At 61.8% G+C, this 26613-nt stretch carries 30 protein-coding genes and 2 pseudogenes; 20 read left to right on the forward strand and 12 right to left on the reverse strand.

Going from position 1 to position 26613, the window contains the following annotated elements; genetic code table 11:
* Positions 1 to 278 precede the first annotated feature (278 nt).
* Positions 279 to 2150 (reverse strand): hypothetical protein, encoded by a 1872-nt coding sequence (locus NKH30_RS22965; protein ID WP_352997199.1) that lies wholly within the window; start codon positions 2148 to 2150, stop codon positions 279 to 281.
* Positions 2151 to 2555: 405 nt separating this feature from the next.
* On the opposite strand from NKH30_RS22965, the pseudogene NKH30_RS22970 reads away from it, so the two are divergent.
* Positions 2556 to 2849 (forward strand): annotated as a pseudogene (locus NKH30_RS22970) (ABC transporter ATP-binding protein); the annotation flags it as partial.
* A gap of 61 nt (positions 2850 to 2910) precedes the next feature.
* On the opposite strand, the gene NKH30_RS22975 reads toward NKH30_RS22970, so the two are convergent.
* Positions 2911 to 3342, reverse strand: coding sequence for an SAM-dependent methyltransferase (locus NKH30_RS22975; protein WP_352997201.1), 432 nt, complete (start codon positions 3340 to 3342; stop codon positions 2911 to 2913).
* Positions 3343 to 3833: 491 nt separating this feature from the next.
* Between NKH30_RS22975 and NKH30_RS22980 the strand changes: the two genes are divergently transcribed.
* From NKH30_RS22980 to NKH30_RS22990, 3 genes are all read left to right on the forward strand, one after another.
* The gene (locus NKH30_RS22980) at positions 3834 to 4955 is read left to right on the forward strand and encodes a KamA family radical SAM protein (RefSeq protein WP_502898851.1); all 1122 of its coding nucleotides are present in this window, start codon (positions 3834 to 3836) and stop codon (positions 4953 to 4955) included.
* A 195-nt stretch (positions 4956 to 5150) separates the two neighbouring features.
* The gene (locus NKH30_RS22985; protein WP_352472098.1) at positions 5151 to 5405 is read left to right on the forward strand and encodes an exopolysaccharide production repressor protein; all 255 of its coding nucleotides are present in this window, start codon (positions 5151 to 5153) and stop codon (positions 5403 to 5405) included.
* A gap of 326 nt (positions 5406 to 5731) precedes the next feature.
* Positions 5732 to 6556 (forward strand): hypothetical protein, encoded by an 825-nt coding sequence (locus tag NKH30_RS22990; protein WP_352490956.1) that lies wholly within the window; start codon positions 5732 to 5734, stop codon positions 6554 to 6556.
* Between the two features lie 218 nt (positions 6557 to 6774).
* Here NKH30_RS22990 and yghU read toward each other — a convergent pair whose 3' ends face one another.
* Positions 6775 to 7662 carry a glutathione-dependent disulfide-bond oxidoreductase gene (gene yghU, locus NKH30_RS22995; RefSeq protein ID WP_352997203.1) on the reverse strand — a complete coding sequence of 296 codons (888 nt, stop codon included), beginning with the start codon at positions 7660 to 7662 and terminating at the stop codon, positions 6775 to 6777.
* Between the two features lie 248 nt (positions 7663 to 7910).
* Between yghU and NKH30_RS23000 the strand changes: the two genes are divergently transcribed.
* Positions 7911 to 8816, forward strand: coding sequence for a S1C family serine protease (locus tag NKH30_RS23000; protein ID WP_023675699.1), 906 nt, complete (start codon positions 7911 to 7913; stop codon positions 8814 to 8816).
* 15 nt (positions 8817 to 8831) lie between these two features.
* Here NKH30_RS23000 and NKH30_RS23005 read toward each other — a convergent pair whose 3' ends face one another.
* From NKH30_RS23005 to NKH30_RS23025, 5 genes are all read right to left on the reverse strand, one after another.
* Positions 8832 to 9443 carry a hypothetical protein gene (locus NKH30_RS23005; RefSeq protein WP_352997205.1) on the reverse strand — a complete coding sequence of 204 codons (612 nt, stop codon included), beginning with the start codon at positions 9441 to 9443 and terminating at the stop codon, positions 8832 to 8834.
* Positions 9444 to 9484: 41 nt separating this feature from the next.
* On the reverse strand, positions 9485 to 9682 hold the full coding sequence (locus NKH30_RS23010) for a hypothetical protein (protein WP_352472094.1): 198 nt from the start codon (positions 9680 to 9682) through the stop codon (positions 9485 to 9487).
* 209 nt (positions 9683 to 9891) lie between these two features.
* Positions 9892 to 10074, reverse strand: coding sequence for a DUF3606 domain-containing protein (locus NKH30_RS23015; protein ID WP_023675702.1), 183 nt, complete (start codon positions 10072 to 10074; stop codon positions 9892 to 9894).
* A gap of 11 nt (positions 10075 to 10085) precedes the next feature.
* Complete coding sequence (locus NKH30_RS23020; RefSeq protein ID WP_352472092.1) at positions 10086 to 10394, reverse strand: hypothetical protein; 309 nt, start codon at positions 10392 to 10394, stop codon at positions 10086 to 10088.
* The gene (locus NKH30_RS23025; protein WP_352685189.1) at positions 10391 to 10750 is read right to left on the reverse strand and encodes a hypothetical protein; all 360 of its coding nucleotides are present in this window, start codon (positions 10748 to 10750) and stop codon (positions 10391 to 10393) included. The genes NKH30_RS23020 and NKH30_RS23025 overlap by 4 nt, the downstream gene beginning before the upstream one ends.
* Positions 10751 to 10976: 226 nt before the next feature.
* Between NKH30_RS23025 and NKH30_RS23030 the strand changes: the two genes are divergently transcribed.
* Positions 10977 to 11936 carry a prohibitin family protein gene (locus NKH30_RS23030; RefSeq protein ID WP_352465360.1) on the forward strand — a complete coding sequence of 320 codons (960 nt, stop codon included), beginning with the start codon at positions 10977 to 10979 and terminating at the stop codon, positions 11934 to 11936.
* Between the two features lie 52 nt (positions 11937 to 11988).
* Here NKH30_RS23030 and NKH30_RS23035 read toward each other — a convergent pair whose 3' ends face one another.
* Positions 11989 to 12555, reverse strand: coding sequence for an RBBP9/YdeN family alpha/beta hydrolase (locus tag NKH30_RS23035; RefSeq protein WP_352773092.1), 567 nt, complete (start codon positions 12553 to 12555; stop codon positions 11989 to 11991).
* A gap of 112 nt (positions 12556 to 12667) precedes the next feature.
* On the opposite strand from NKH30_RS23035, the gene NKH30_RS23040 reads away from it, so the two are divergent.
* The gene (locus NKH30_RS23040; protein WP_352453704.1) at positions 12668 to 13141 is read left to right on the forward strand and encodes an Lrp/AsnC family transcriptional regulator; all 474 of its coding nucleotides are present in this window, start codon (positions 12668 to 12670) and stop codon (positions 13139 to 13141) included.
* 5 nt (positions 13142 to 13146) lie between these two features.
* On the opposite strand, the gene NKH30_RS23045 is transcribed toward NKH30_RS23040, so the two are convergent.
* Positions 13147 to 13623: an Lrp/AsnC family transcriptional regulator gene (locus tag NKH30_RS23045; RefSeq protein WP_502897310.1), complete on the reverse strand. Its 477-nt coding sequence runs from the start codon at positions 13621 to 13623 to the stop codon at positions 13147 to 13149.
* 155 nt (positions 13624 to 13778) lie between these two features.
* Here NKH30_RS23045 and NKH30_RS23050 point away from each other — a divergent pair, with 155 nt between their 5' ends.
* Both NKH30_RS23050 and NKH30_RS23055 read left to right on the forward strand, forming a co-directional pair.
* Positions 13779 to 14531, forward strand: a complete 753-nt coding sequence (locus NKH30_RS23050; RefSeq protein WP_352997207.1) for a tryptophan 2,3-dioxygenase family protein — start codon at positions 13779 to 13781, stop codon at positions 14529 to 14531.
* A gap of 269 nt (positions 14532 to 14800) precedes the next feature.
* Positions 14801 to 15232 (forward strand): DoxX family protein, encoded by a 432-nt coding sequence (locus NKH30_RS23055; RefSeq protein WP_352997209.1) that lies wholly within the window; start codon positions 14801 to 14803, stop codon positions 15230 to 15232.
* 39 nt (positions 15233 to 15271) lie between these two features.
* On the opposite strand, the gene NKH30_RS23060 is transcribed toward NKH30_RS23055, so the two are convergent.
* Together NKH30_RS23060 and NKH30_RS23065 are read right to left on the reverse strand one after the other, a co-directional pair.
* Positions 15272 to 15577: a hypothetical protein gene (locus NKH30_RS23060; protein ID WP_352472199.1), complete on the reverse strand. Its 306-nt coding sequence runs from the start codon at positions 15575 to 15577 to the stop codon at positions 15272 to 15274.
* Positions 15578 to 16291: 714 nt separating this feature from the next.
* The gene (locus tag NKH30_RS23065) at positions 16292 to 17119 is read right to left on the reverse strand and encodes a class I SAM-dependent methyltransferase (protein WP_352501191.1); all 828 of its coding nucleotides are present in this window, start codon (positions 17117 to 17119) and stop codon (positions 16292 to 16294) included.
* A 372-nt stretch (positions 17120 to 17491) separates the two neighbouring features.
* Here NKH30_RS23065 and NKH30_RS23070 point away from each other — a divergent pair, with 372 nt between their 5' ends.
* The 11 genes and pseudogenes from NKH30_RS23070 (at position 17492) to NKH30_RS23120 (ending at position 26243) form a co-directional block, all read left to right on the forward strand.
* Positions 17492 to 17896: a hypothetical protein gene (locus NKH30_RS23070; protein WP_352997211.1), complete on the forward strand. Its 405-nt coding sequence runs from the start codon at positions 17492 to 17494 to the stop codon at positions 17894 to 17896.
* A 3-nt stretch (positions 17897 to 17899) separates the two neighbouring features.
* On the forward strand, positions 17900 to 18304 hold the full coding sequence (locus NKH30_RS23075) for a hypothetical protein (RefSeq protein WP_352997213.1): 405 nt from the start codon (positions 17900 to 17902) through the stop codon (positions 18302 to 18304).
* A pseudogene (locus tag NKH30_RS23080) lies at positions 18282 to 18899 on the forward strand (terminase large subunit domain-containing protein); the annotation flags it as partial. The gene NKH30_RS23075 and the pseudogene NKH30_RS23080, both read left to right, overlap by 23 nt.
* Before the next feature lie 330 nt (positions 18900 to 19229).
* Positions 19230 to 19850, forward strand: coding sequence for a phage terminase large subunit family protein (locus NKH30_RS23085; RefSeq protein ID WP_352997215.1), 621 nt, complete (start codon positions 19230 to 19232; stop codon positions 19848 to 19850).
* Entirely contained in the window at positions 19844 to 19984 is a 141-nt protein-coding gene (locus NKH30_RS23090; RefSeq protein WP_352997217.1) for a hypothetical protein, read from the forward strand. Before NKH30_RS23085 ends, NKH30_RS23090 begins: the two co-directional genes overlap by 7 nt.
* Positions 19985 to 20132: 148 nt before the next feature.
* Entirely contained in the window at positions 20133 to 21158 is a 1026-nt protein-coding gene (locus NKH30_RS23095; RefSeq protein ID WP_352997219.1) for a methyltransferase, read from the forward strand.
* 51 nt (positions 21159 to 21209) lie between these two features.
* Positions 21210 to 21446, forward strand: a complete 237-nt coding sequence (locus tag NKH30_RS23100) for a hypothetical protein (protein WP_352472079.1) — start codon at positions 21210 to 21212, stop codon at positions 21444 to 21446.
* 438 nt (positions 21447 to 21884) lie between these two features.
* Complete coding sequence (locus NKH30_RS23105; protein WP_352997221.1) at positions 21885 to 22478, forward strand: hypothetical protein; 594 nt, start codon at positions 21885 to 21887, stop codon at positions 22476 to 22478.
* A 361-nt stretch (positions 22479 to 22839) separates the two neighbouring features.
* Complete coding sequence (locus NKH30_RS23110; RefSeq protein WP_352997223.1) at positions 22840 to 24003, forward strand: acyltransferase family protein; 1164 nt, start codon at positions 22840 to 22842, stop codon at positions 24001 to 24003.
* Between the two features lie 180 nt (positions 24004 to 24183).
* Complete coding sequence (locus NKH30_RS23115) at positions 24184 to 25926, forward strand: portal protein (protein WP_352997225.1); 1743 nt, start codon at positions 24184 to 24186, stop codon at positions 25924 to 25926.
* Positions 25923 to 26243, forward strand: a complete 321-nt coding sequence (locus NKH30_RS23120) for a Bbp19 family protein (protein WP_352997227.1) — start codon at positions 25923 to 25925, stop codon at positions 26241 to 26243. The genes NKH30_RS23115 and NKH30_RS23120 overlap by 4 nt, the downstream gene beginning before the upstream one ends.
* Positions 26244 to 26613 lie beyond the last annotated feature (370 nt).

Here is a 26613-nt window from a genome sequence, read left to right on the forward strand (position 1 = left end):
GTCGAACCGGGTGCTGGAACTGACGCCCGAGGGCATCCACACCTATGGCGGCGGCTATACCGAATATGTCGAGCGCACCGGGCAGGAGGCGCCGGGGTTGCGGGGGTAAGGTGAGGCAGCGTTCTCTGTCTAATGCGATTTTGTCTAGCGCGATTTCCAAAAGACTGCCTTCAACCACCGCTGGCGGCCTACGGCGTTGATCCGGCAGCGTATGCGGTACCTTCAACCGCATCGTACGTCGTCACCAGCCCCGCCGTCTTCCGTTGCCCAGCATTCTGTTACTTTGGACAATTATTTGCGTTACTTAGAGGCAAGCCGATCGCACGCCTCATAAGGTTCTCTCTGAAATCCAGCATACATTCTGCCGTGCTCGAAATAGCGTATCTCCAACCCTTGCCGTCATCGGCGATAGAGGGTGTCAGCACCAATTCGGAAACCTGCGTAAATTGCATTGGCGGGTGAAGTTTGGCTTTGTCACTGATTAGGAAAGACGGAAGCGTACAAGACGGCCCATAATCCCCGCATGCCTTAGTTGGCCAATGTGCGCCGCCGCCTAAGCCGTCTTTGTCGTCAAAACCAACGGGACCCTCTTTTGTATCACTAAATTGATGGCAACCTGCGCACGTTTGAGTGCGAAGGCGATCAACTACGTTGTTTGCCGTAATTGCCGCCGGAGCCCCAATAGCTGCAAGATAGTCTTGAAGATCTGTAGCAGCGTTCTCATTAGTGGCGAATGCAGCTAAAACGTCGTCCACTCCATTCGGGTTGCATTTCGACGGGCCTACGCATGGCACTGGACTTCCGGCAACGCTATCGTAGGCATTTGCGCTGCTCTTGGGGAGGGAGAATATAATTGAGTTGATGTCATCTATGCGATCGAATTGACCGCCCCCCAAAAGGCTCCTTGTCTGGACTCCAATAGCGGTGATCAATGGCGGAAGTCGCGGATCAGCCTCTGTGCCGACACTACCCGGCTTGAATAGAGAAATATCAGGATTTGACTTAGTTGTGTCTGGAACAATGAGAACAATCTTATTAACGGTCAGGGTACGAAACTCCCTTAGAACCCAGTTGTTCGGGTCAATATTAATCGACCCGGGCGTTCCTGGTGTATAATCGTGCGGTGGAATGGAGGGCTTGACCAAAACGTTGTTAATAAACTGGTTAGTGCGAATCTGTCCGGAATCGAAAGAAATATTACGAATGTTTACAACCTCTGACGGAAGTCGACCGAACGATCGGCCGTCAGGTGCTTTCATTTTGCCGTTTAGGAAGAAATCTTTCAGCCTCTCGCCACGTGTTGTCGCCGACGCAGGCTCTGAGAGACTGCCCCAGAACTTAAGAATTGGAAGGCAGCCTTCTGGAACAACCACATCGGATTTCTCGCGTCTAGGATTTGGGTTCCTAATCCGAAATTCAAAAGAGATAAGGTTCCGATTAAAAATATCCCCCTCATGTAGTTGGCCATCCGGAGACAGAGAGGGCGGAATCGTTTTTCCAGAGTTCCGCGCAAATATGATGCGGTACTCGCCGCAATCTCTGTACCGGATCTTTCCATTCCCTAGATTGCGGCCGGGAGTGAGAAGATCAAATCTATTGCTGAAAGCGATGGCGCTATATGCGGCGAGATTATTAGGGGGCGCAACCTTCTCATCAGAAAATATTTTCTGCTCGGTTGCTTGGGTACCCTCCAATCGTGGGCAATCGTACGCAAAGTGTCCTAGTTTATCTCTGGGAGGGACGTTGTCGCAATGCGGACCCCGGAGTAGTCCTGGCTGTTGATTTTGAGTGTCCCACCATTGATGAAAAAGCATTTCCTTGCCAAAAAGTGGGTCGCCGCTTTGTTTCGCTAGTCGATCCATCACCTCGGAAAACGTGATAGCGCTGACCGTATCCACGTCTGTAACCAGCAACGATAAGTAGCGATTGAACACCGTATTGCGTGTGATTTCTGGTCTCTCTTTGGTATTGAGCGCGTCGAGACGTACGAAGCCTCGCTCTGGCGGATTACCGATTGAACCTGCTGTTTGCTTTGCCCACTCGACTTGAACTTGTTCCAATTCTTGACTTTGGGCATGATAGGTCACAGACCCCACAGATAGCCCTATACATGCAGCCAGCATGACATTGCGTTGCAGAATTCCAAACATGTAGAGCCTCCCCCCAATTTTGAAACAAAGATAGAATATTTTTCAACGCATACCAACGGGTGATAGCTATTAGAGATGCCTTTTACACCTTTGTTTGGATAAGTTCTATGGCAGATGATAAAAAAGTTTAATATTTAGACGGCGATCCGGTTGGTGGTATTTCGGCCGAAGCAATCAGAGGCTGATTGCTTGGTCTCTTAGTGTCCCCTGGGCGTGCTCTGTTTCAACAGATTACCCCTTGATCTGCTCGATCATACTCACACATCCCTGCCCACATCGATTGACCACGAAGGGACGCGCCGGAGACGCGAGTCTCTTCAATGTCGGCAGTCTCGCGCGGCGCCGGTGCCTTCAACACCAATGGTTATCTAAGTTATTGATCTTGATTCGGTTTTTGCGATGTGTGTGGGCGGCGAGAAGGCGCGGCTGGTGATGGCGCTGATGCTGTTCGATCCGCCCAATTTGCTGGTGCTGGACGAGCCGACCAACCACCTCGACATCGCCACCAAGGAGATGCTGATCACGGCACTGTCGCAGTACGAAGGAACCATGCTGTTCGTCTCGCACGACCGCCATTTCCTGGCGGCGCTGTCGAACCGGGTGCTGGAACTGACGCCCGAGGGCATCCACACCTATGGCGGCGGCTATACCGAATATGTCGAGCGCACCGGGCAGGAGGCGCCGGGGTTGCGGAGCTGAGGCCGGCTCTGCCGCGCACGGTCACGTAGACGCTCGATGCCGGAGGCCAAGCATGAGGTGCTCAGCCATGTATCGCAATTTCGCGCAGCGGATCGCCGCCGTCGATGAACAGCCGGCCTTGCGCGGTCAACGCCGCCTTGAGCCGTCGCAGGGCAATTTTTCCTGCTTCGGGATGACGCCCGTCCAGCGCGCCGACGCGCACCGCAACGGCAATGTCGAAGTGCTTCTCATCGGCCTCCAACTCGAAATCCTCGATGGCGATCTGGCGAAGGCTCAGCCGGCCTGCCGCAATCTCGGCGCACAAGGCGGCCCCGGCCTGCGCGATGGCCTTGGCTGAGCGGTCGATCGCCAGCACGTGCCCGCCGCCGATCCGGCGCGCGATCTCGCGCGCTGCAGCACCCGGTCCGCAGCCGATCTCCAGCACTCGCATGCCCTGCCGCAAAGGCAGCGCATTGACGATCTCCAAAAGCCTTGGCGACAAGTCGTTCGCCATACGCTGTTCTCCAGCTTTTTCACAATCCGAGACTAGCGACCGCGGCCGGCGACGGGAAGGCCGAGAGACGCGGGCATCGCCGATGTGTTCAGCTGGCATGTTCAGCTGGGTGCTGCTTGAGCAGGGGGCATGATCGACATCGAAGAGGTCGACGATCCGGTCTCGACCGCGGGCGACCGGGCGGGCCCGAGCGGCCCGGCGTCGTTGACCTGAGGGGTAGGGAGGGAACTGGCGCCGAGCCTAACCGGTTGGGGGGTAGATCACCGGCCGTTTATGTGTATACGCTCAAGCTAATATAAGAGCAAGCTAATGTTTTGCGTCAGCGATGTTGGACGATTGTTCTGACCATGGCCGGTTGTGGCTTCCTGCCGCGCCCTCCAATCCGGCCAAACACCGCTTATTGCCTTCAAGTCCTGGCTTCAATGCTGTACCCCGGCCCGAAATTCAAGGAGCCTGCGATGACCTCACATCCCGACATCCCCGACGCCAGCATGGCGGTCGATGCGGCCGGCGTGGCAGCCGATGACCGGCGCGCTCGCGAGGCGGATGCCGCATGGCGGGACGATGTTCGCGAGGGCGTGCGGCAGGTAGGTGATCTGGATTCGCTGCCGCTGTCGCCAGCCGAGCGGGCGGCGGCCAAAGCCGCGGCCACGCGCCACAAGGTTCGCATTCCCAAGGCCTATCTCGACCTGATCGACTGGAACGACCCCGCCGATCCGATACGGCTTCAGGTCATCCCGTCGCCCGCCGAACTGGCAGAGCAGGAGGGCGAACTCGACGATCCGATCGCCGACCACGCCTTCAGTCCCGTGCCTAGATTGACGCATCGACATGCCGACCGGGTTCTGTTGTTCCCGACCTATCAATGCGCGGTCTATTGCCGGTTCTGCTTTCGCAAGGAGCAGCTGACCTCGATCGGCCGGGGTTTTTCGCGCGAGGCGCTGGAGCCGGCCTTCGCCTATATCGCGGCCCATCCGGAAATCCGCGAGGTGATCCTGACCGGCGGCGACCCGCTGTCGCTGCCGGACAGGGCGCTGGCGGAAATCCGCGCCCGTGTCGAGGCGATCCAGCATGTGCGGCTGTTGCGCATCCACACTCGCGTACCCGTCGCGCTGCCGTCGCGCGTCACCGGCGGGTTGATTCAAGCCTTGCAGGGCCGGCTGATGGTCACTGTCGTCACCCATTTCAACCACCCACGCGAAATCACGGAGGCGACCGAGCGGGCCTGCCGCACGTTGCGGCAGGGCGGCTTCGTGCTGCTGAACCAGAGCGTTCTGCTGAAAGGCGTGAACGATACGGTCGAGGTGCTGGAAGAGCTGTGCCGCGAGCTGATGTATCGCCTTGGCGTCAAACCCTATTACCTGCACCACGGCGATCTCGTGCGCGGAATGGCGCACCGGCGCACCACGATCGCCGAGGGCCAGGCGCTGGTCAGCGCCTTGCGTGCGCGCCTGTCGGGCATCTGCAATCCCGTCTACGTGCTGGACCTGCCGGACGGCGGAGGGAAAGTCCCGCTCGGCCCGTCCTATCTCGAGGCGCGCGAAGCGGAGACGTGGCGAATACGTGCGCTTGATGGGGCGGTGAGGGCGTATAGGGAGGTTGCTGGGGAGTAGGGGACGCGCAGCCGCTGTCCAAGCCAGCCCACCTTGGTGACCTGACATGCAGCCCTTGATCACGGAAGCATGCGTTAACTGCTGTTCTATTTGGTGCTTGCGCAATTGCTAAAATAGTGAAAACGTTGGCCCGGGGTAATGGGTTAGGGGAGTTCGTCCCGGCTGTTGCGAGTTTCGGGGCGGCGCAGAAAAGTCATGAACTTTCCACAGTTCCTGGTGGGGCTGACCACCACATCGTCCATCGTGGCGATCTCGACTTACTTTGCGACGGGTTCAATCTGGAAGACGCTGGCCTGGACGATCTTGACCTTGATCGTCATGCAGGTTGGATATTTCCTGTTCGTCGTCCGGTTGATCTACGGATCCGGGGCGAAAGGCGCGGCGGCAAAGCCGCGGCGTCTGAGGGCTGTGCCGCCGAACCGTCGAGGTCGCATTCAGCTTATGCAGTAATGTCCCATATAGATATCATGGTCTAGACAGGACATGTTCGGTTCTGGGAATGTGCGTTGGACGTTCCGCTAGTTTAGCCAACTAATATATATCGCCCAACTCATATCGTCGTTTTTGGGCTAGCGGGAAAACCTGCCTGCTGCTTGTACGACTGTGCCTAAGGCCACATTTTACAACCGGCCGGCAAGCTCCCTTTTGTTGATGCCAGCCTAAATCCGGCTGGTGTTTTCGATGGGCGGTTGAGGCTATAAAGCCGTTCAACCGGGCGGCATCGGGATGCATTTCGGCCGGTCGAGAGGGTTGTGGTGATCGACGGAACACCAAACGTGATCTTACTGATCGGCAGCGCCCCCGATGTGGTGCGCTGCGCCGCCTGGCCCAAGCAGGCCTTCGGCAAGATCGTCGCCATCAACAACGCCTGGCGCGTGCGGCCCGACTGGGATTTCCTCGTCCATGCCGGCGATTTCCCGGCGGAGCGGATGCCGCAAGGCGGTCCCCTGCAGCAGGCGCAGATCTTCAGCGCCTCGCATTACGTGCCGGCGCAAAACAGCTTTGGCGGCTTCGTCTATGCCGGGGGCACCATGTCGATGACGGCGGCCTACTGGACGATCCACAGTCAGAAGCCGGACGTGCTGGCATTCCTTGGCTGCGACATGATTTACGACCAGCCCGGCAACACGCATTTTTACGGCGTCGGCCGCGCCGATCCGCTGCGCAACGACGTCACCCTGCGCAACCTCGAGGCGAAGTCGGCCCGCCTGCTCATCCATGCGCTTCGGCGCGGCTGCCTGTGCGTCAACCTATCCGACCTGCCGCGCAGCCGGCTGGTCTTCCCGCGGCTGACGCTCGATGAAGTCGGCGCGCTTTCTTCCTCGCGGCTTTCGGAAATGAAGGCCGAGATGCTTGCCGGCCTGCGGCTCGATCAGGCGGAGGAGGCCGACAGGATCGAGAAGGAACTCGGCTATTTCTTCGAGGACGGCATGTACTGGAAGCACCTCGAAAAGCTCGACGAGAAATTCCTGGCCAACATCGACCGGCTGTGGATGGCGGCGGTGAAGGCGAGCTTGAGCAGTCGGCCGAAGCTGCCGATCTCCCCCCTTGTGGCAGGGCAATCGCATTTGGATTCTTACGAAGATGGACCCCCACCCTAACCCTCCCCACAAGGGGGAGGGAATGCTGCCGCGCGCCCTTACTTCCCCTTTTGGCGCCGAAAGGCAGGCAATTTGCCGAGGTCAGCGCCAACGGAAGTCTCCCTCCCCCTTGTGGGGAGGGGTTAGGGGTGGGGGTACGTCGTAGAGCGAAAGCCTCGGCTTTCCATCTGAAATAGCCTGCCCATTGTGGGGGGAGATCAGCAGTTTCAGTCGTCCGCTTAGCTTTTGGCCGCCGCGAGCTTGTCTTGCGTCTTGGTCTCGAAATCGCTGGCGTCATGGCGCTCGTGCAGTTGCATCGAAGGCTCGCCGAAGGTGCGGTTGACCATGCGGCCGCGCTTGACCGCCGGCCGCGCGTCGATGGCGCCGGCCCAGCGCTGCACGTTCTTGTACTGCTCCACCTGCAGGAACTCGCCGGAATCGTCATACATACGGCCCTTGGCCAGCCCGCCATACCAGGGCCACACCGCAATGTCGGCAATCGTATAGTCGCTGCCGCCTAAATACTCGCTTTCGGCGAGGCGTCGGTCGAGCACGTCCATCTGCCGCTTGGTTTCCATGGCGAAGCGGTCGATGGCATATTCGATCTTCGTCGGCGCATAGGCGTAGAAATGGCCGAAGCCGCCACCGAGATAGGGCGCCGAGCCCATCTGCCAGAACAGCCATGACAGCGTCTCGGCGCGAGCCGGCTGCTCCGTCGGCAGGAATTCGCCGAATTTTTCGGCGAGGTAGAGCAGGATCGAGCCGGATTCGAAGATGCGGACCGGCTTTTTCCCACTGCGATCCATCATGGCCGGGATCTTCGAGTTGGGGTTGACCTCGACGAAGCCGCTGCCGAACTGGTCGCCGTCGTTGATCCTGATAAGCCAGGCGTCGTATTCGGCGCCGCTGTGGCCGAGCGCCAGGAGTTCCTCCAGCATGATCGTCACCTTGACGCCGTTCGGTGTCGCCAGCGAATAAAGCTGCAGCGGATGCTTTCCGACCGGCAGTTTCTTGTCATGCGTCGGGCCGGCGATCGGCCGGTTGATGCTGGCGAAAGCGCCGCCATTTGCCTTGTTCCAGGTCCAGACTTTTGGCGGCGTGTATTGGTCCGTTGCGTAGTCGTTCATTTGGGAGGCCTTTGGAAGGGTTGGGTTGGGAGGATATCAGATATCAACTTGGGCAATGGCGGAGGAACTTTGCATAGGGCAGCTTGGGATAGCCGTAGGTACAGATAGGGCTGCCGGCGCTGTTGCAAAACCCCGGCGCGAACGGCGCGGCGCCGGTCCACGCCAAAGCCGGGGCCACCTCTTGCGCCTGATCACCTGCGCCATACCTATAGCCCATATCAGCTGCGAACATTGCCAGGAACCAAAGCATGAATATCGAACCCCTTTTGCGATCCATCGTGGCCGTCCGCGCCACCGTGCCAGAGGACGCCTTCACGGCAAATACACTTGGCACCCGCCGCGAGGGCAGTGGCGTGGTCATCCGCGGCGACGGGTTGGTACTCACCATCGGCTATCTCATCACCGAGGCCGAGGAGGTCTGGCTGGCCGACCAGGACGGGCGCGTCGTTCCAGCCCATGCGCTCGCCTACGACCAGGAGTCGGGCTTCGGCCTGGTGCAGGCGCTGGCGCCGCTCGGGCTGCCCGCCATTGCGCTCGGCGATGCGTCCAGGGCCAAGATCGGCGATCCCGTCGTGCTCGCCGACGGCGTCGGCCGCTCCGTGCGGGCGCGGATCGTCACCAAGCAGGAGTTCGCCGGCTATTGGGAATATCTGCTCGACGAGGCGATCTTCACGGCGCCGGCTCACCCCTCATGGGGCGGCGCCGGCCTCATCGGCGCGGATGGCAGGCTGCTCGGCATCGGTTCACTGCGCCTGCAGATGAGCCGCAACGGCGAGGTCGCCGACATCAACATGGTGGTGCCGATCGATCTTCTGCCGCCCATCCTCGACGATCTGCTGACGCGCGGGCAGGTCGCCAGGCCGCCGCGGCCGTGGCTCGGCGCCTTCTCGGCCGAGAGCGACGGCAAGGTCGTGGTGATGAGCGTCGCCGAGGGCGGTCCAGCCGCCCAGGCGGGCCTTCGCCAAGGCGATGTCATCTCGGATGTCCGCGACACGGCGGTCGATGGGCTTGCTGATTTTTATCGCAAGCTTTGGAAGAGCGGCCCGGCGGGTGCCGAGATCCCGCTCCGGGTGCTGCGCGATGGCCGCGAAACCTGGCTGCGCGTCAAGTCCGCCGATCGCAACAGCCTGCTGTGGAAGCCGCCGCTGCAGTGAGGCAACTGAAACCTCTCACTCTCCGCAAGCGCTGAAGCCAGTGCCCGGGGTCCATTCCGCAAATGCGATGACCTTGCCTTCGACCGATACGGTCGCTTGCCTGGTGCTGCCGTCCGCCAGCTTCTTGCTGCTTTTGCCCTTGCCGGTCAGCACATTGTAGTCGCAGTCGCCGGCAACATTGTCGTCCATGTAGTCCCAATAATCGTAGGCAAAACCGGCGACGACGAACGTGCCGTTGCGCCAGGCGAGCGTCAGCGTCTTGTTGGTCCGCTCGCTGCCGATCTCCATCGCCGGAACATAGAGCTTGATCGAACCGTTGGGGAGCGCGGTGAGTTCGGGCTCGGTGTCGGATGTGGCGGGGCCCGGCCGGTCATAATCCTTCCATTCGCCGTAAATCTGTTCATGCACGACCCCGGCAGGTTTTAGAAAATCGCCATCGCGATCCTTGAGGAAAAAATACAGGTCCATGGGATGGCCGGGCTCGGTCTCGACGATCATCGCCAGATCGGCGGCGCCGTCGCCGTTCCAGTCGCCGGTCGCCGCCGTGATGATCTTCTGCGTCTCGATCGGTTCTGCCAGGGCGGAGGCCGGCAGCAGCAGGACCAGACCGAATATTGCCGATCGCATGTAGATCCCCCCGCGCTTGGGCAGGCCTGAGAGCACGCTTCTCAGGAGGCCCGGCTCTGCCGCGTCTCGGAACGGCTCGTCTCGTTGAGCAGCCGGCAGAGCGAAACCGCTTCACGACGGCTCAGGCCGATCAGCGCGATTTGCGAAAATTGCGCCGGCAGATCGTGAACGATGTCCCACACCATCCATCGGCCGTTCGGCTCCATGACACATTCGTAGCGCAATAATTGTTCCTGCATCCGACCCCCCGGCTTTGCTCATCGGACTGGTACAGCGTCGAGGTAAATGAGTTGTTGCGCCGCGAGAGTATTCCGCGGCTGTCAAAACCAGGCGTTGAATCCCCACAGGGGCGAACCCGACAGGTCACGGCTGACGGTGCCGATACTCTCGACAAGGCGGCAGGGCAGGGACGCTTCCGGCGTGAACGGCGGCCACCGCTAGAATTGGATCAGGCGTTGCGGCTCGCCATATGCGCGTCGAGCTTCCTCCTCGAGGGGCCGTAGCGCTTGATGATGGTCGCGGCCTCGCTTTGCGGTATGCCGTATTTGCGGGCAAAGGCAGCGACCTCGTAAGGCTCTTCGCCTGAGACCAGTTTGCGATCCTGCTTGGTCTTGGATTTGTCGTCGGCCATGGCGTCCTCCATCACATCTGGTCGTTATAGGGCTCCTTAGTCCGGCCGACCATCCTGGCCAGTTCGGCAAAGGACGGTACGCCGGTTTCACCCTGGGCATTGTTGGCCGCCTGCAGCAGCCTGAGCGGAAAGCAGACGGCGTCGCGGTTGGATGGCGACATGTCTTCATAGAGACGCTCCTCGCTGGTCATCGCCGCCTCGGCCCGGCGCAACGCCATGTCGACCTCGTCGACCGACAGCAGGCCCTTGTGGACCAGCGCGTTGTTGACGGCCGCGATCGCCATCATCAATCCTTCGAGCTGGAGATTGGCGACGTTCATCGTCTTGTGTCCTTGCCGGGCTTCTTGGCGGTGGCCTTGCCGTCTGGCCGGATCGCTGCGCGCGGCGGGTTCTGGCCCTCCGAATGCAGGGTCCTGTCGTCGAAATCGTCAGCCGGCCTGGTCAATCCCATGCCGCCGGGAGGTGGCTTGTTGCCGGCCGCATCCTGCGAAAATTCGTCGGCCGCGTCGGGGCTCGTCTTTGCCGGATATTTCCTCGCTCCGGTCTCGTAGCGGTTCGGGTCGTCGGCCATGTCCTGTGCTCCCGTTGCAATGAGCAGATAACTTTCATGCGGCGGCAGCGGTTCCGTGGCGAAATCGACCTTGCCGGTGCGCAAGCCTTCGCAATCTGCGACCACGACTACGAGGATTGCCCGAAGCGCAGAACCGATGCCGGACGGCAGAAGCAGACGCCAGGCAACGCGTCCCAGCCCGCAGCCGCGGCTGCAGGGGAAATCGGCTGGCCACCCTGAACCACCCGCCGGTCCGGCCGGCTGCCCCGAAGGTCTTTCCATATCCAGAGGATTGCAATGCCGCCACTATTGTGGGCAAAAGCAGCACGGGCAATCAGGTTGGGGTGGGGTGATGACCGAAACGCAAGGCAATTCAAGCCGTCCGCAGGGCAAGCCGGGGATGGCATCGGGGTCGATCGGTTCCGGCCTGATCGCACTTGTCATCGTGGCGCTCGGCGTCTTTGCGCTGTTTGGATCCTGGTACACGATCGATCAGGGCGACCGCGGCGTGCTCTTGACCAACGGAGCGCTGAGTTCGGTCGTTGATCCCGGACTGCATTTCAAGCTGCCGTGGTTACAGCGTGTCGAGAAGATCAGCCTGCGCCAGCAGGTGCTCAAATGGGGCTGCGAGAACCAGAACGATTGCAGCGGCCTGCCGGCCATGCAGGCCTATTCGCGCGACCAGCAACCGGCCGACATGCGCGTCACCGTCAATTTCCACGTGCCGGCCGCCGAAGTCAGCAACGTCTACACCAATTATGGATCGATCGAGGCACTGGCCGACCGCGTCATTGCCAGGAAAGCACCGCAGGAGATCAAGACGGTGTTCGGCCAGTACGACGCGGTGTCGGTTATCCAGAACCGGGCGAAGTTCAACAAGGACGTCGCCGAGGCCATCGCGGCGGTAACCGACGGCCCGGTGATGATCGACAGCGTGCAGGTCGAGAACATCGACTTCTCCGACGCCTACGAGCAGGCGGTCGAAGCCAGGATGACGGCGCAGGTCGAGGTGCAGAAGCAGGAACAGAACCTGCAGCAGGAAAAGATCAAGGCCGATATCGCCGTCACCCAGGCCAAGGGCCGCGCCGACAGCGTCAAGGCCGAAGCCGAGGCCAGCGCCTACAAGACCAGGGTCGAAGGCGATGCGACCGCGGGCGCCATCAAGGCTCGCGCCGCCGCAATCGCCAACAATCCGCTGCTGGTCGAACTGACCAAGGCGGAGAGATGGAACGGCGAATTGCCGAAGTCGATGATCCCGGGCTCGACCGTACCGTTCCTCGAACTCAGCACGCCTGCCGCAGCATCGAACTGAGGCGCGGCGCAAACCAGATCAGGGCGGCGGCGCGATAGCCGTCCTGGTGCGGTTACGGCTGAAGCACGGCGCCTCGGGCGATTGCCTGCGTTTGACCTGGAAAAGCTGTCAGCAGCTCCATTCCCGCCGGCCAGTCGCCGAGCCCGCTGTCGCCATTGATGTGGCCAAGCGGTCCGGCGATATGGAGATCGCTGCCCCATCGCTCGGATTTCGCCCTGGCATGGTCCAGCGAGCCGTAGGGATCGTTGGTGCTGGCGACAATCAGCGACGGAAAGCGAAGCCGTTGTTGCGGTGCGTCGGCGAAGGCCCGGGCGGAGGAGGGGAAGGCCGGCGACGCAGGGTCCGGAACCGCGACCAGCAACGCGCCGCCGATAGAGCGGGGGGAGATCCGCTGCCAGTGTACGACCAGCAGACAGCCGAGGCTATGGGCGACGAGCACCGGCGGTGTCCTTGCCTGGCATACAGCGGTTTCCAGCGCAGCCACCCAGTCGTCGACGTCCGGCGCGTCCCAACTCGCCGGGTTGAACCGCCGCATCGCCGGGTTTGCCTGCTGCCAACGTGTCTGCCAGTGGGCTTCGCCCGATCCGCCGATGCCCGGCACAATGATGAAGTCGGTCATGCGAAGCCCTTCTTTCCTGATGCAGCGCGTGCAATTCTAGGTCTTCTCCCAGGTGGCGGAATGAGAGATCATCGGAAAGCAGCGACGAAATCCGATGGATTAAAGGGCGATCATGCGGAACGGCGATTATCGGCCAAGGCTCGATCCCACCGATCTGGCGATCATTGAGATCATGCAGGAGGATGGCCGCATCGGCATCTCCGAGCTTGGCCGCCGCGTCGGACTGTCCCAGCCCGCCACCTCGGAACGGGTGAAGCGGCTGGAGGAGCGCGGCGTCATCACCGGTTACAAGGCGGTGATCAATTCGGCAGCGCTCGGGCTCGGCACCATGGCGGTCATCCGCCTGCGCACCACGCATGAGCATATCCAGGCCTGCCTGAAGAAGTTCGCCCAATTGCCGGAGGTGGTCGAGGTGCTGCGGGTGACCGGCGAGGATTGTTTTCTGGTCAAGGTCGTGGTCCCGTCACCGCCCGATCTTGAAAGCATCGTCGACAGCATCGGCCACTACGGCACGGTGACGACAAATGTGGTTCTGCGCGCCGAGCAACCGAAGCGGCTGGGACGCGAATTGATGACCAGGGCCTGACCGGTCTATCGCTTGGTCTGCGTATGCCCGACGGCATTGGCGAACGAGATGCCGCCCTTGATCTCGCGCATCGCCATCGAGGTGATCGTGCGCCGCACGCCGGGCAGCCGGCTGAGCTCCTCGCGCAGCATCCTGTCGAGCGCCATCATGTCGACGGTGACGATCTGCAGGAGATAGTCGGCCTCGCCAGTCGTGGCGTGGCAGCGGCGGATCAGCGGATGCTTCTGCACTGCCGCCTCGAAGGCGTCCGACAGTTCGAAATCGATCGACACCTGGATAAAGGCTTCGATGCCGAAGCCGAGCTTGGCCGGGTCGATCCGGGTCGAGTAACCGCGGATGACGCCGGCGTCCTCAAGCGCCTTGACCCGCTTCCAGCACGGCGTCTTGCTCAAGCCGACCTCGTCGGCGAGCGCGGCAAAGGAGATGCGGGCCTCACGTTCGAGCGCCGCGACGATCTTCCGGTCGACCGCATCCAGCATCATTCGTTCTTCCTATCCGCTTCAGATGCAGTGTTTGTCCTTCATTTTGCACCAATCGAATAACAGAAAGGGACAATGTTCGGCAAGAAGGCGATTAGACTCGGGAACGGGATCCAACAAGCGCCTGCGGCCCAACGGCCGCGGCAAGGAGCATGGCCATGGACAAGCAGGATTATTATGCCCGCATCGAAACGCCTGAGATGCGCGACTATGGCGTCTACCTCAAATGCGACAGGCTGCTGGCCTGCCAGAAGCCGCTGGCCGAGATGGTCAATGCCGACGAGCTGCAGTTCCAGATCGTGCATCAGGTCGAGGAGCTGTGGATGAAGCTCATCGCCTACACGCTGGTCGATGTCGTTGATTTCCTGGAAAAGCAGGACACGCATCGCATCGTCACGCTGATGGGGCGCGTGCACCGGCTGTTGCGGCTGATGACGGCGCAGCTCGACCTGCTCGAAACCATGTCGCCCAAGGAGTACCAGCAGATCCGGCTGCAGCTCGGCAATGGCAGCGGTCAGGAATCGCCGGGTTTCAAGCAGCTGCTGCGTCTGCCGCCCGATCTGTGGCGGGCCTTCAAGGCGTCGTACCTCGACGACCGCGGCCTTTCGGTCGAGGATGTCTACGATACCGGCTACGATCACGGCGACAGCTATGTCGTTGCCGAAGCGCTGATCGAGTTCGACGAGCTGTTCCAGAAATTCCGTGCCAACCACCTCTATCTCATCCACCGCACGATCGGCCTCGGCGCGAAATCGCTGAAGGGCCGGCCGGTCGAATTGCTGGAAGCTGGCGCCCGCCACCGCTTCTTCCCGGAACTCTGGGACATACGCTGGGCGATGACCGACCGCTGGGGCAGCCAGTATGGAACGGTAAGGGAGCCGATCAGCAAGCCGGGGGTCAAGGTGGGGTAGTACAACCTTCCCTTCTCCCCTTCTGGGAGAAGGTGGATCGGCGCGCAGCGCCGAGACGGATGAGGGGTGTTGGACGGAGTGCCGCCGGCGCCAAGCTGGAGCACCCCTCATCCGTCGCCTTCGGCGACACCTTCTCCCACAAGGGGAGAAGGGAAGGCGCCACTTTGGTGCCGGCGCTTGTATCTCTCAGGTTTTTCGGGGGATGATGTCGGGCTTGCGGCTGGTGGTGCGTCCTTGGGGCACAACCATCGCAACTCTGGGAGGACATCATGACCTTGGAAACCGCTCAATCATCCGTTCAGTCGCCGTGGCAGACCGCGGCAATCCTTATCGCCCGCCTGATCTTTGCCGCCGTCTTCCTGATGGCCGTGATCTTCAAATTCGTCGATATCGGCGCCACCGCCGGCTATATCGCGGCGGCCGGGTTTCCATTCCCGCTGTTCCTGGCCTGGTGCGCAGCCCTGCTCGAGGTCGTCCTCGTTCTATGCTTCCTGACCGGCGCCTTCTTCTCATGGGCAGCACTCGTCGCCGGCGCCTATGTGCTGTTCCTCGGCTTTGCCTTCCACGGGCCGTCGCACTGGGCCGGCAACCAGGCGGAGTTCGGCTTCTTCGTCGATCACTTCACCTTCCTGGCCGGGCTGCTGTTTGCCGCCGTGCACGGGCCGGGCCGCGTCCTGACGCTGAGGCTTGGCAGGGGGTGATGCCAAAGCTTGCTGCGGCGGTCATCCTCGGTCGCCGCGTCACATCTGGTCGTTGTAAGGTTCCTTGATCTGACCGACCATGCGCGCCAGTTTCGAAAAGGACGGCATGTCCGTCTCCGGCTGACATTGATTGGCCAACTCCAGCAACCGGATCGGGAAGTTGACGGCATCGCGGCTCGACGCCGACATGCCTTCGGACCTTTCCTCGTTGGTCTCGCTGGCTTCGGCCTTGCGCAAGGCGATGTCTATCTCTTCGACGGAGACCACGCCCTTGCGGACCAGGACCTGATTGATCGATGCGATGGCCATCAGCAGGCCTTCGAGTTGCAGATTGGCGACGTTCATGGCTTTTGCTCCCATTGGCTGGGGTTCAAACGCGCGAATGCCTGTTCTGATCCGCGGCTGCGGCTGCTCGTCGGCCGGTGAGATGCCTCGGCAAATGGAGGAAGCGCCAATTGCCGACGCTGCGTTCGCGCCCACAAAGTGGCTGGCGGGCAACGCGAGGCGCCGAAGAGAATTCGGTTCTTTTGTCGCAACGCCACATTTTGTTCTTGCTTTGTGCCGGCAGCTATGTTACTAATTTGGGTATGGTGCTAATTGGCTCCAACGACCCGCCCACAGAGGCGGGTTTTTGTTTTCAGGCTTCTTTTTGATCGAACGTTGCTTGTGTTGCCGGCTTTAAGTCGGCGGGACAGCGCCCGGGACAGTACCCCCCCTCTGGCCTGCCGGCCATCTCCCCCTCAAGTGGGGAGATTGGCGGTTTCGGCGTTGCGCTCTTCCTGCAACGTTGGAGATTGGCGAAAGCCGGCGCGAAAGCCGATCTCCCCTCAAGTGGGGGAGATGTCCGGCAGGACAGAGAGGGGCGCGAAGGAATGCAGCCTAGCGGTCTTCTTGGAAGGTCAATCGGGAGGCGGACAAGGCGAGGCGCTGAACGGAATTCGCATTTTTCTGCCGCCGTGCCACATTTTGTTCTTGCTTTGTGCCGGCAGCTATGCTATTAGTTTGGGTATGGTGCCAATTGGCTCCAACGACCCGCCTGCCGAGGCGGGTTTTTTGTTTTCAGGCCGGTTTGGAGACGATCACGGCGAGCGAGGCGAGCTTTCCGTCACTCAGGCTTCGGATATAGTTGCGGCGGCGCTGCAGGAATTCCGCACCCATGACGACTTCATTTGCCTGCTGCTGCGCCGGCGAGGGCACGACGCCGGAATTGGCCCTCTTCAGCGCCAGCTCAACATGTTCGCCGGTTTCGTCGACGATTTCGTCGATGCGAAATCCGGCATCGACAAACAGGGTTTTCAATTTTTCCCGATCGGCGAGGTGGCTGGTCGCCGCAGAAACCGCCCAGGGCATGGGATAGTAGGGCTCGCCGCCGGCGAGCACGGCTTCGGTCCAGATCAGCCTGCCTCGCGGTTTCAGCACGCGCCAGGCCTCGTCGATGACCGCGGCTTTGTTCTCGATGTTCATGCCCACATAGAAGCAGATCGCCGCATCGAAGGTGCTGTCGCCAAAAGGCAGTTTCGTTGCGTCGGCCTGATGGAAACGAACTTTGTCTGCCAGTCCGCTGAGTGCGGTCAGTCGGCTCGACGCGGCGACAAAGGCTGGTGTCAGGTCGATGCCGTCGACCTCGCAGCCATAGGCCGAGGCCAGAAACCTTGCCGGCCCGCCAATGCCGCTGCCGATATCCAGGATTCGATCTGTCGGCGAAGGAGCAAGACGGGCCGCATGCTCCTGCGTGGCGGTCAGTTCGCGGCCATGGAACTGATCGAACGGATAGAGTTGCGCGGCCGCGAGTTTGCCGGCCGGGTCGGCGTCCGGGATCGCGGCCAATATGCGATCGACGATGCCGTCGCTGCCCTCGCTGCCGTAGTGACTGGTGACATTGCCCATGACGCGTTCCCCTCAAGCGCAACCACCATCCCATCAACGCAAGTCTCACGCAATGCCCGCCCTTTTCGCCTTCCTTCCAGCCGTTCACCGACGAGGGTGCGAGGTCGTCAGTGCATTTTTCTGCCGCCGCGCCACATTTTGTTCTTGCTTTGTGCCGGCAGCTATGCTACTAATTTGGGTATGGTGCCAATTGGCTCCAACGACCCGCCCGCCGAGGCGGGTTTTTCATTTCGGGCTCCTGTTCGACCGAATGTTGCGTGTGCTGCCGAGGTATGTCGGCGCGAATGAACGCGACCGACTATCCCGGTCCGCAATCACCTATCGTCCATAGATTTCCCAACGCGCCCGTGCGCCCATTTCAGAGAACACCCCATGTCCAACCGTTACGCCACCATCATCACCGACGATGACGGCCGAGAGGTCGTCAGCGCTATTGGCGAGTTCGCCGGCGCCGCACCCTATGCCCGCCATGGCCGCTTCGAGCAGGTGGCCGCCGGCGTGCGGATCGGCATGATGCGCGGCGGTACCGTCGATGCGGTCGGCGGCTTTGGCTTCCCGTCGGGAGCACTCGACGACAAGGCGGTGGCAATTCTCAGGGCAAGGCTGAATGCCTTGCCCGACGCCGGTGCGATGAAGCCCGGCACGACGACTGATGCGAAACCGGCAAGCCAGCTGCGGAAGCCGAAGTCCGCACTCGCCGGCAAGAAGGCCAGGCCGCGCAAGCGCATCGTGCGGCCAGGCAACAAGAAGCCGATGTCCGCCGGGACGGCGGAGTAGGGCATGGCCAAGGCTCCTTCTACCGGCGATCCGCAGCCGCACGATCAAGCACCCGGCAAGCCCGGCCGAACCAGGCGGCCGAAGAAGACGTTGGCCGACGGCTTTCTCGAAGCGATCCGCGCCGATTTTCGCGCCCATGGCGCCGGCGTCATCGCCGAGGTGCGCGCCGAAAAGCCCGATCAGTACCTGAAGCTCGTGCTGTCGGTGCTGCCCAAGGATCTTAATGTCAACATCAACAATCTGGATGCATTGAGCGATGACGAAATCAGGCAGCGCATCCGCGGCCTCGAAGCCGTCCTTAGGCCGTTCCTCGAGAAGCCGGGCTTCGCAAAAGGCCTCGCAGAGCCGGGCGGCAAGGACGGAATATCTCAGCCTGCTGGCGGAGCTGGACCGCAGGCGCCGCACTAACCAGCTTGCCGCCTATCGGCCGTATCCCAGGCAGGCCGAGTTCCATGCAGCCGGCGCGACCAATCGCGAGCGCCTGTTCATGGCCGGCAACCAGCTCGGCAAGACCAGGGCCGGCGGCGCCGAATGGGCGATGCACCTCACCGGCCGCTATCCAGATTGGTGGCAAGGCAAGGTTTTCGATTGTCCGGTTCGGATGTGGGCGGCCGGCGTCACCGGCGAAAGCACGCGCGACAACCCGCAGCGCATCCTGATCGGCCCGCCGCAGCAGCAGGCGGCCTGGGGCACCGGCATGATCCCGGCCGACGCCCTCGTCAGCACGATGGCGGGACGGGCGCCGGGCGCGCTCGACAGCGTCGTGGTGCGCTGGGGCGGCGGCGGCGACGTCCAGGCCGGTGAATCGGTGCTGTCGTTCAAGAGCTACGAGAAGGGTCGCGAGAAATGGCAGGGCGAAACGCTGCACGGCGTCTGGTTCGACGAGGAACCGCCGCTCGACATCTACTCCGAAGGGCTGACCCGCACCAACGCCACCGGCGGCATCACCATCGTCACCTTCACGCCGTTGCTCGGCATGAGCGATGTGGTGCTGTTGTTCTTGTCGGCGGAGGAGGTGGGAGGGATGGGGAGGGGGTGAGGCAAGTTCAGGAAAGAAGCATTCGCTCCTCTCATCCGTTGCGTTCCTTCGCGCCCCCCTCTGTCCTGCCGGACATCTCCCCCACGAGGGGGGAGATTGGCAATTTCACCGGCCGCGCTTTGCAGTCGACGTTGGAGGTTGGCGAAAGCTGGAGTGGCATCCGATCTCCCCCCTTGTGGGGGAGATGTCCGGCAGGACAGAGAGGGGCGCGGTCCCGCCATCGGAAAGTTCCTTGTCAAACAACACCATACGTCCAGCGCCTGCCACTACGATTCAATGCCGCGAGGCCACTCAATGACCCGCCACGTCACCTTCATGACCATCGACGATGCCGGGCATTATACGCCGGAGCAGCGCGCCGAGATCGTTGCCGCCTATCCGGCGCATGAGCGGGAAGCCAGGGCAAAAGGCATTCCGGTGCTCGGCTCCGGCCGCATCTTTCCGGTGGCCGAGGAGCTGATCGGCTGCGAACCGTTCCCGCTGCCGCGCTATTGGCCGCGGCTGGGTGCCCTCGATTTCGGCTGGGATCATCCCTCGGCGGCTGTCGAGCTCGCCTGGGATACGGAGGCCGATGTCGTCTATGTCACAAAGGCCTGCCGGGCTTCGCAGCAAACTCCGGCCATGCAGGCGCTGACGCTGAAACCATGGGGCGAATGGCTGCCTTGGGCATGGCCGCGCGACGGCCGCCGCGAGACGCTGGAAGGCGCCGGCACCGCACTGGCGAAGCAATATTCCGCACATGGGCTGAACATGCTCGCCAGCCATGCGCAGTTCGCCGACGGTTCGGTCTCGGTCGAAGCCGGGCTGATGGAGATGCTCGACCGCATGCATTCAGGCCGCTTCAAGGTGTTTGCGACGCTTTGCCGTGGTTCGAGGAGTTCCGGCTCTATCACCGCAGGGACGGCCAGGTGGTGAAGCTGCGCGATGATTTGATGGCGGCGACGCGGTATGGCGTGATGATGCTGAGAGAAGCGCAGGTCGACCCGGCGGTGTTCAAGGCGGCGCGGCGGAAGGCGGGGCAGGCCGATCCGCTGGGGGCGTTTCGGTGAGGAAAATCGGGGAGGGAGGCAATGCGCTCCGGCTCCGATTGGAAAACTGTAGTGAACGTCCGTGGACGTGGTGTAGCATCGAATGATCCCGCTCAAGGGACGCATCGGCGTGGCCTCGCCGGGGCATTCGCCGATAGGGGAGGATCAGATGCAAAACGGAATTTCTCCAGACCACATACTGCAAATTGGCTTTGGGTTCTGGCCAGCCAAGACATTGTTGAGCGCCGTGGAACTGGGACTCTTCTCGCTGCTTGCGGACGGCCCCAAAACGGGCCTCGAACTGCAAGGCGCGATGGGGCTGCATCCGCGCGCAACGTATGATTTTCTCGACACCCTCGTCGCGCTCGGATTGCTGCAGAGGGACGGCGCCGGTGAAACCGGCAAATACGGCAATACGCCATCGACCGCGCTGTTCCTGGTCAAGCGGAGCCCCCAATACATCGGTGGAATCCTTGAGATGGCGAACGCACGACTGTATCGGTTCTGGGGCGATCTCACACCGGCATTGCAAACCGGAAAGCCTCAAAACGAGATCAAGGAGACAGGCAAGTCGATGTTCGGCGAGCTCTATGCGGACCCGGCGCGCCTGGAGCAGTTCATGGACGCGATGAGCGGCATCTCCATGGGCAATTTCACGGCGTTTGCCGAGAAATTCGACTTTTCCAACTATAAGACGCTGGCCGATATAGGCGGCGCAACCGGGCAGCTTTCGGCCATCGTCGCGGCGCGGCATCCGCACATGCAATGCCGGACGTGCGATCTCGCCGATGTGCAGCCGATCGCCGAACGGCGCTTGAGGGAGCGCAATCTCGGCGGCCGGGTCATCGCCGAGACGATCGACTTCTTCGCGGACGAATTCCCCAAGGCGGACATCATCACGATGGGAATGATCCTTCACGACTGGAATCTCGAGAACAAGAAAATGCTGATCGCCAAGGCCTACCGTGCATTGCCGACCGGCGGCGCGCTGGTCGCCATCGAGAACATCATCGACGACGAACGCAGGCAAAACGGCTTCGGTCTCATGATGTCGCTGAACATGCTGATCGAATTTGGCGAGGCGTTTGACTTCACCGGCGCCCAGTTCACCGAGTGGTGCAAAGAGGCAGGGTTTAGTCGCTGCGAGATTATTCCGTTGGCGGGACCTGCAAGCGCAGCAGTGGCTTACAAGTAGAGGCTTGGCACCCGCGCGCAGTTCGCCGGCGGTTCGGTGGCGGTCGGGCCGATGCTTGGCCGCATGCAATCAAGCCGCTTCAAGATGGTTTCGACGCTTTTGCCCTGGTTCGAGGAGTTCCGTCTCTATCATCGCAGGGACGGCCAAGTGGTGAAGCTGCGCCACGATCTGATGGCCGCGACCCGCTACGGCGTGATGATGCTGAGGGAGGCGCAGGTCGACCCGGCGATGTTCAAAGCCGCGCGGCGGAAGGCCGGGCAGGCCGATCCGCTGGGGGCGTTTCGGTGAGGAAGTGCCGAAAAGCTTAGCCGGGCTCCTTAGCCCATTCGCCGCCGCTGCCATGATAGGTCTCTGCGGAGAGCAAGAAAACCTGTGCGCAGGTCGTGCAGCGAAAGCGGTAACGAAGCAGATCGTCCCATGGTCCATCCGGGTTGAGATCCGAAAGCGGGATGACACTCGACATAGGACCACCCGGTACTTGCTGCAGAATACCGTCGCGTATGGCCTCTTTGGCCATCGTGATCGCCGCCGCGAGACAACCGGTGCTAAAGATCGTACGGGTCTCCTCGATCGGCGCGCAGTTACTACAAGTCATGCGCTTGTTCCCATAGGTACATCCACAAGTCACAGGCCAAGGAAATCCAGACGGCAAAGAGAGTCAATCTAGCTTGGCGCCTCGTTTCCCTAGGGCTCTCCGCTTCGCAGCGTGCCGGAAAGTGACCCAACATGACCCTCCGCATCATTCCCGCCACCCTGCGCGACCTCTCCTACATCGCCGCCAACCTCCGGCCCGAGGACCGGGCCGAGATCGATTGCCAGTTCGATGCCTGGTCGCCTGCGCTGCTGGCGCTGACGGCGCTGCAAGGGTTTGCCTATGTCGCCGAGCTCGACGGCAATCCGGAGGCCGGCTTTGGCGCTGCCGAGCAGCGCGGCGGCTTATGGATCGCCTGGAGCTGGGGCACGCGCCGCATGAGGCGCTGCGTGCCTGGGATTACGGAGTTCTTTCATGCCGTGCTCGGGCCGGAGGTTGCGGCGCGCGGCGCCTGGCGGGTCGAGGCGCGCGCCTTGGCCGCCAATGATTTGGCGCTGCGCTGGCTAGGCCGGCTCGGCGCGACGCAACGCTGCCGCCTGCCGGGCTATGGCAGGAACGGCGAGGATTTTCTGCTCTACGACTGGACAAGAGCCTCTCACTCAGGAGAAAACCATGTGCCTTTTTCAAAAGCCGCCGGCGCTGAAGCCGTTGCCGCCGACACCGACCATTGCCGACAAGGACGTACAGGCGCGCGAAGCCGCCTTGCGGGCCCAGCTTGCGGCCAATGACGGCACCGCCGGAACGGTGAAGACCGATTTGTCGCCCAGTGAGCTCACCGGCCAGCGCCGCGTGCTGCTGGGGGTGTGACATGGGCGCCATGAGAAGAGTGTTCCGCAACCGCGTGCTCGCCTGGTGGTACTGGCGCCGGCATGCAAGGTTGAAGAAGAGATAGACGGGAGCTTGCCTGCCGGGATCGCGTAAGCCGCGATCCTTCGCGCCCCGGGTGTTCAAGTGCATGCCTCTACAATTGCCCTCAGATGTTCCGCCTTTTCCGTAACAACCGAGCGCAAATCGTGTTCCTTCCGCACGGTTGACATTCCTCCCTCAGCCGCCATGCTGCATTGCAACATGGCTACCGAGGAGTTCGGCATGACAGAAGCCCGGTCATCGCGCATCGAGTGCCTGGACGGGCTTCGGGCGCTTGCCGCGATCTGGGTGCTCATCGGGCACTGCCTGCTGTTGACCGGCTGGCAGATTCCTATTCTTGGCGAACCGGACCTCGGCGTCGATCTGTTCATCATGCTGTCCGGCTTCCTGATGGTGTTCCACTACCAGCTGCGCCAGGACAAGGAGCCCTGGCAAAGGCCGGAAACCTGGCTGAAATTCTGGACCCGCCGCTATTTCAGGATAGCGCCGCTGTTCTACGTCATGCTGTTCGCTGCCCTGGCGCTTGGCCCCTATCTCTACGGGTCGAGAATGGTCATCGACGAGTTCCTGCTGCGGTCGCCGCAGGCGCCCGAGCGTTATCTCGACAGCGGCCTGAAGAATATCGGCGCCCATCTGCTGTTCCTGTTCGGCCTGGTGCCGAATTTCGCCTATCGCACGCCGCTGCCCGATTGGAGCCTAGGCTTGGAGATGCAGTTCTATGCGCTGTTCCCGGCCATTATGCTGCTGGTGCGCAGGCTTGACTGGCTATGGGCGGCCATGCTGGTCGCCGCGATCGGCAGCGCGATGGTGTTCTTGATGGGACAATTGTCGGTCCACTTTCCGATGCCGTCGTTCCTGCCGTTGAAGATGCAGATTTTCCTGTGCGGGATGCTGCTGGCGGGCGTCGTCCATCAAAGGCAGAAGCGGCCTTTCGTGCATCTGGCACTGGCCATGCTGCTGGCGGCGCTGCCCTTCGGCGGCGACTATGGGCTGAGCAAGCTGTTGATGCGGGAAGCGCTCGTCCTGGGGTTCTTTGCCCTGGTTCTCTACCGGATGCTGCCGGGAACGATGGGCATCGTGGCCAGAAAGATCGCCATGACGCTCGCCAACAGGTTCTTTCATTTGATGGGTGAGCTTTCCTTCAGCATCTATTTGATCCATCTGCTGGTTCTCCAGCCGGTGGCGGCTCTGGTCATCACCCAGTTCGGCCACGAGCTGTCGGCGCCGTTGCGCTTCGCGGTCGTTGTTGTCGTCGTCTTGCCGGTGGTGTGCCTGCTGTCCTGGATCACCTATACGCTGATCGAAGTACCCGGCCAGAAGATGGGCCGTTTCGTGGTGCAGCGCTTTGGGCGCAAAGCCGCGCTGGAGACGACGCCGGCGGAATAAGGCGCTTCCAATCTCCCCCCTTGAGGGGGAGATGTCGCCGAAGGCGACAGAGGGGGTCGCCGATCCACGCGAGACGACCCCCTCTGTCCTACCGGACATCTCCCCCTCAAGTGGGGAGATTGGCAGTTTCGACGTCCCGCCATCTTTCTTTTCCCATTCATCCATCAAGCGAGGCTGACCATGAGCGATTCCCGTGCTCGCGATATTCTATCGCGACAGGCTGAACTGGAGAGCGAGCGCAGCCAATACGAGCATGTCTGGGAGGCGGTGTCCGAATTCTGCGATCCCGATGCTCCCGACATGTGGAGCGGCCGCCGCCACGCGGGCACGGACTCGCAGGCCGAGCGGCAGGAGCGGCGCGGTGCGCGTGTCTACGCCAACACCATCAACTCGGCCGCCAACCGGCTGGCCGCCGGGCTGGAAAGCCTGATCATTCCGCAGTCGGAGAAATGGCACGGGCTGTCGACCGCGACCATCAACGACGAGGAAACCGACGAGGAAAAGGAATGGGCGGAAGCGCTGCGCGACTTCCTGTTCTCGCTGCGCTATTCCGCCAATTCCAATTTCGTGCCGGCAACGCAGGCTTGCCTGCGCAATGTCGTGCGCTACGGCCCGGCCTATCTCTATGCCGAGGAAGGTTTTGGCGGCACGCTGATCCGCTATGCCTCGATCCCGGTGGTCGAGGGCTATCTCTCGCGCAACCGCTGGGGCCAGGTCGACATTTTCCACCGCCGCTACGAGCGCACGGCGCGGCAGGCGGCGCAATTGCTCGGCTACGACAGACTGCCGGCGCGGATCAAAATCCTGGTCGACGACCCCGCCAAATGCGAGACGAAAATCTCGCTGATCCAGTGCATCCAGCCGCGCGACGAGCGCAAGATGTACAGTCTGAGCGGCTCCTACCAGTATCTCGATACCGCGTTCGCTTCCTATCACGTGATCGAGGACGAGGAGGCGATCGTCAGGGAAAGCGGTTTTCGCTCGTTCCCGGTGTCATGCTTCAACTGGCGCCGCTACGAGGGCGATCCCTACGGCATCTCGCCGACCATCGAGGCGCTGACGACGGTGCGCGAGGAGAACGCCGTGCGGCGCTCCGGCCTGCGCGCCTTGCAGCAGATCACCGATCCGGCGACCGCCTCCAAGGCAAGGCTCGACTATGTGCCGGTGCTCAATCCCGGCGAGAACTATCCCGGGCTGATCGACGATGCCGGCCGGCCGCTGATCGCGCCGATCGCCACCGGACAGAACCCGACCTATGCCTTCAATTATGCCGACAGCCGGGCCGAGGAGATCCGCGACATGATGTTCGTCAACCTGTTTCAAACGCTGGTGCAGAACCCGCAGATGACGGCGACCGAGGCCTTGATCCGGCAAGAGGAGAAGGGCGCGCTGCTCGGGCCGTCCGGCTCGATCATTCAGGCCGGCTTTGCCTCTAATCTCGACCGCGAGCTGGGCATTCTCGAGGACAAGGGACTTTACGAGGAAGATAGCCGCTTCCTGCCGCCGGCGAGCCTTGCCGGCAAGGCGTTGCGGCCGACCTTCACCGGCCCGCTCGACGTGCTGCGCCGTTCGGCCGAGGCGCGCGACACCATCCAGGTTGTCACCACCGCCATGCAGATGGCGCAGTTCGATCCCGGCGTGATGGACAATATCGACGGCGACGCGGCGCTGAAGATCGTGCAGGGCGCCGGCCGCAGCCCGCAACGCATTTTTCGCCGCCAGGACGAGGTGGCGGGCATCCGCGATGCCCGCGCCAAGGCTCAAGCTGAACAGGCCGGCATGGCGGCGATGGCTGCCGCCGGCAAGGTCGCCAGGGATGCCGTGCCGGCGGCAGTGCAGGCGCGCGACAGCGGCCTGCTCGACGGGCTCGGCGGGCTGATGCCGCAGGCTGCGCAAGATGCTTCGGGCGGGCAGGGCGTATGAGCCAAAAAAGCTTCGCCCATTCCAGCCAGGCCGGCGGCCCGGCCAAGGCGCAGGATGCCCTGGCCAAGGCCTATCTCAGAGTGTTCTCGGGCCAGGACGGCGAAATGGTGCTGGCCGACCTGGCGGCCGCAACCGGCTATTACCGCCGCCCGTCCTATGGCGAGTGGCTGGCCAAGACCAAAACGCCGAACGGCTTCGAGCTGCACAGCGCGCTCAGCAATGCGCGGGCCGAAGTGGTGCAGCATATTATGGGGTTTTTGACGCTGGACGAGGCGCAACTGGCGGCACTGGAGAAGGCGGCGAGGGCGGAGACGTAGGGTGCGGGGAGCACTGACCTTGCGGAGGCCATGACCCACTTCGGCTGATCATTGTGCAAGTTTACGAACCCGGTGTAATGCAACTCGTCCCTAGATCCCAACATGATGCTGGGACTATCTTCCAGAAGACGCTGCACCCGAACCGCCGAGGCGGATTTTCTTTGTGGGGAGAATAATCAAGTTATTGGATATCGTTGGACGGCTGTCAGATTTTGACGAAGAGGACCGAGGGTTCAGATGCAATGGTTGCGACCGAGCCGGAAGAGGGATTGGTGCCAGCGGAGGCAGCCAAAGCGGGCCTGACATACTTTATCGAGATATTCATTGCGAGGCCTGGGTTGCGTCGTTGAAGGAAAAGCCCAGCCTGTCG

Origin of the sequence: Mesorhizobium sp. M1273 (assembly GCF_040318195.1) — a bacterium.
GTDB lineage: Bacteria > Pseudomonadota > Alphaproteobacteria > Rhizobiales > Rhizobiaceae > Mesorhizobium.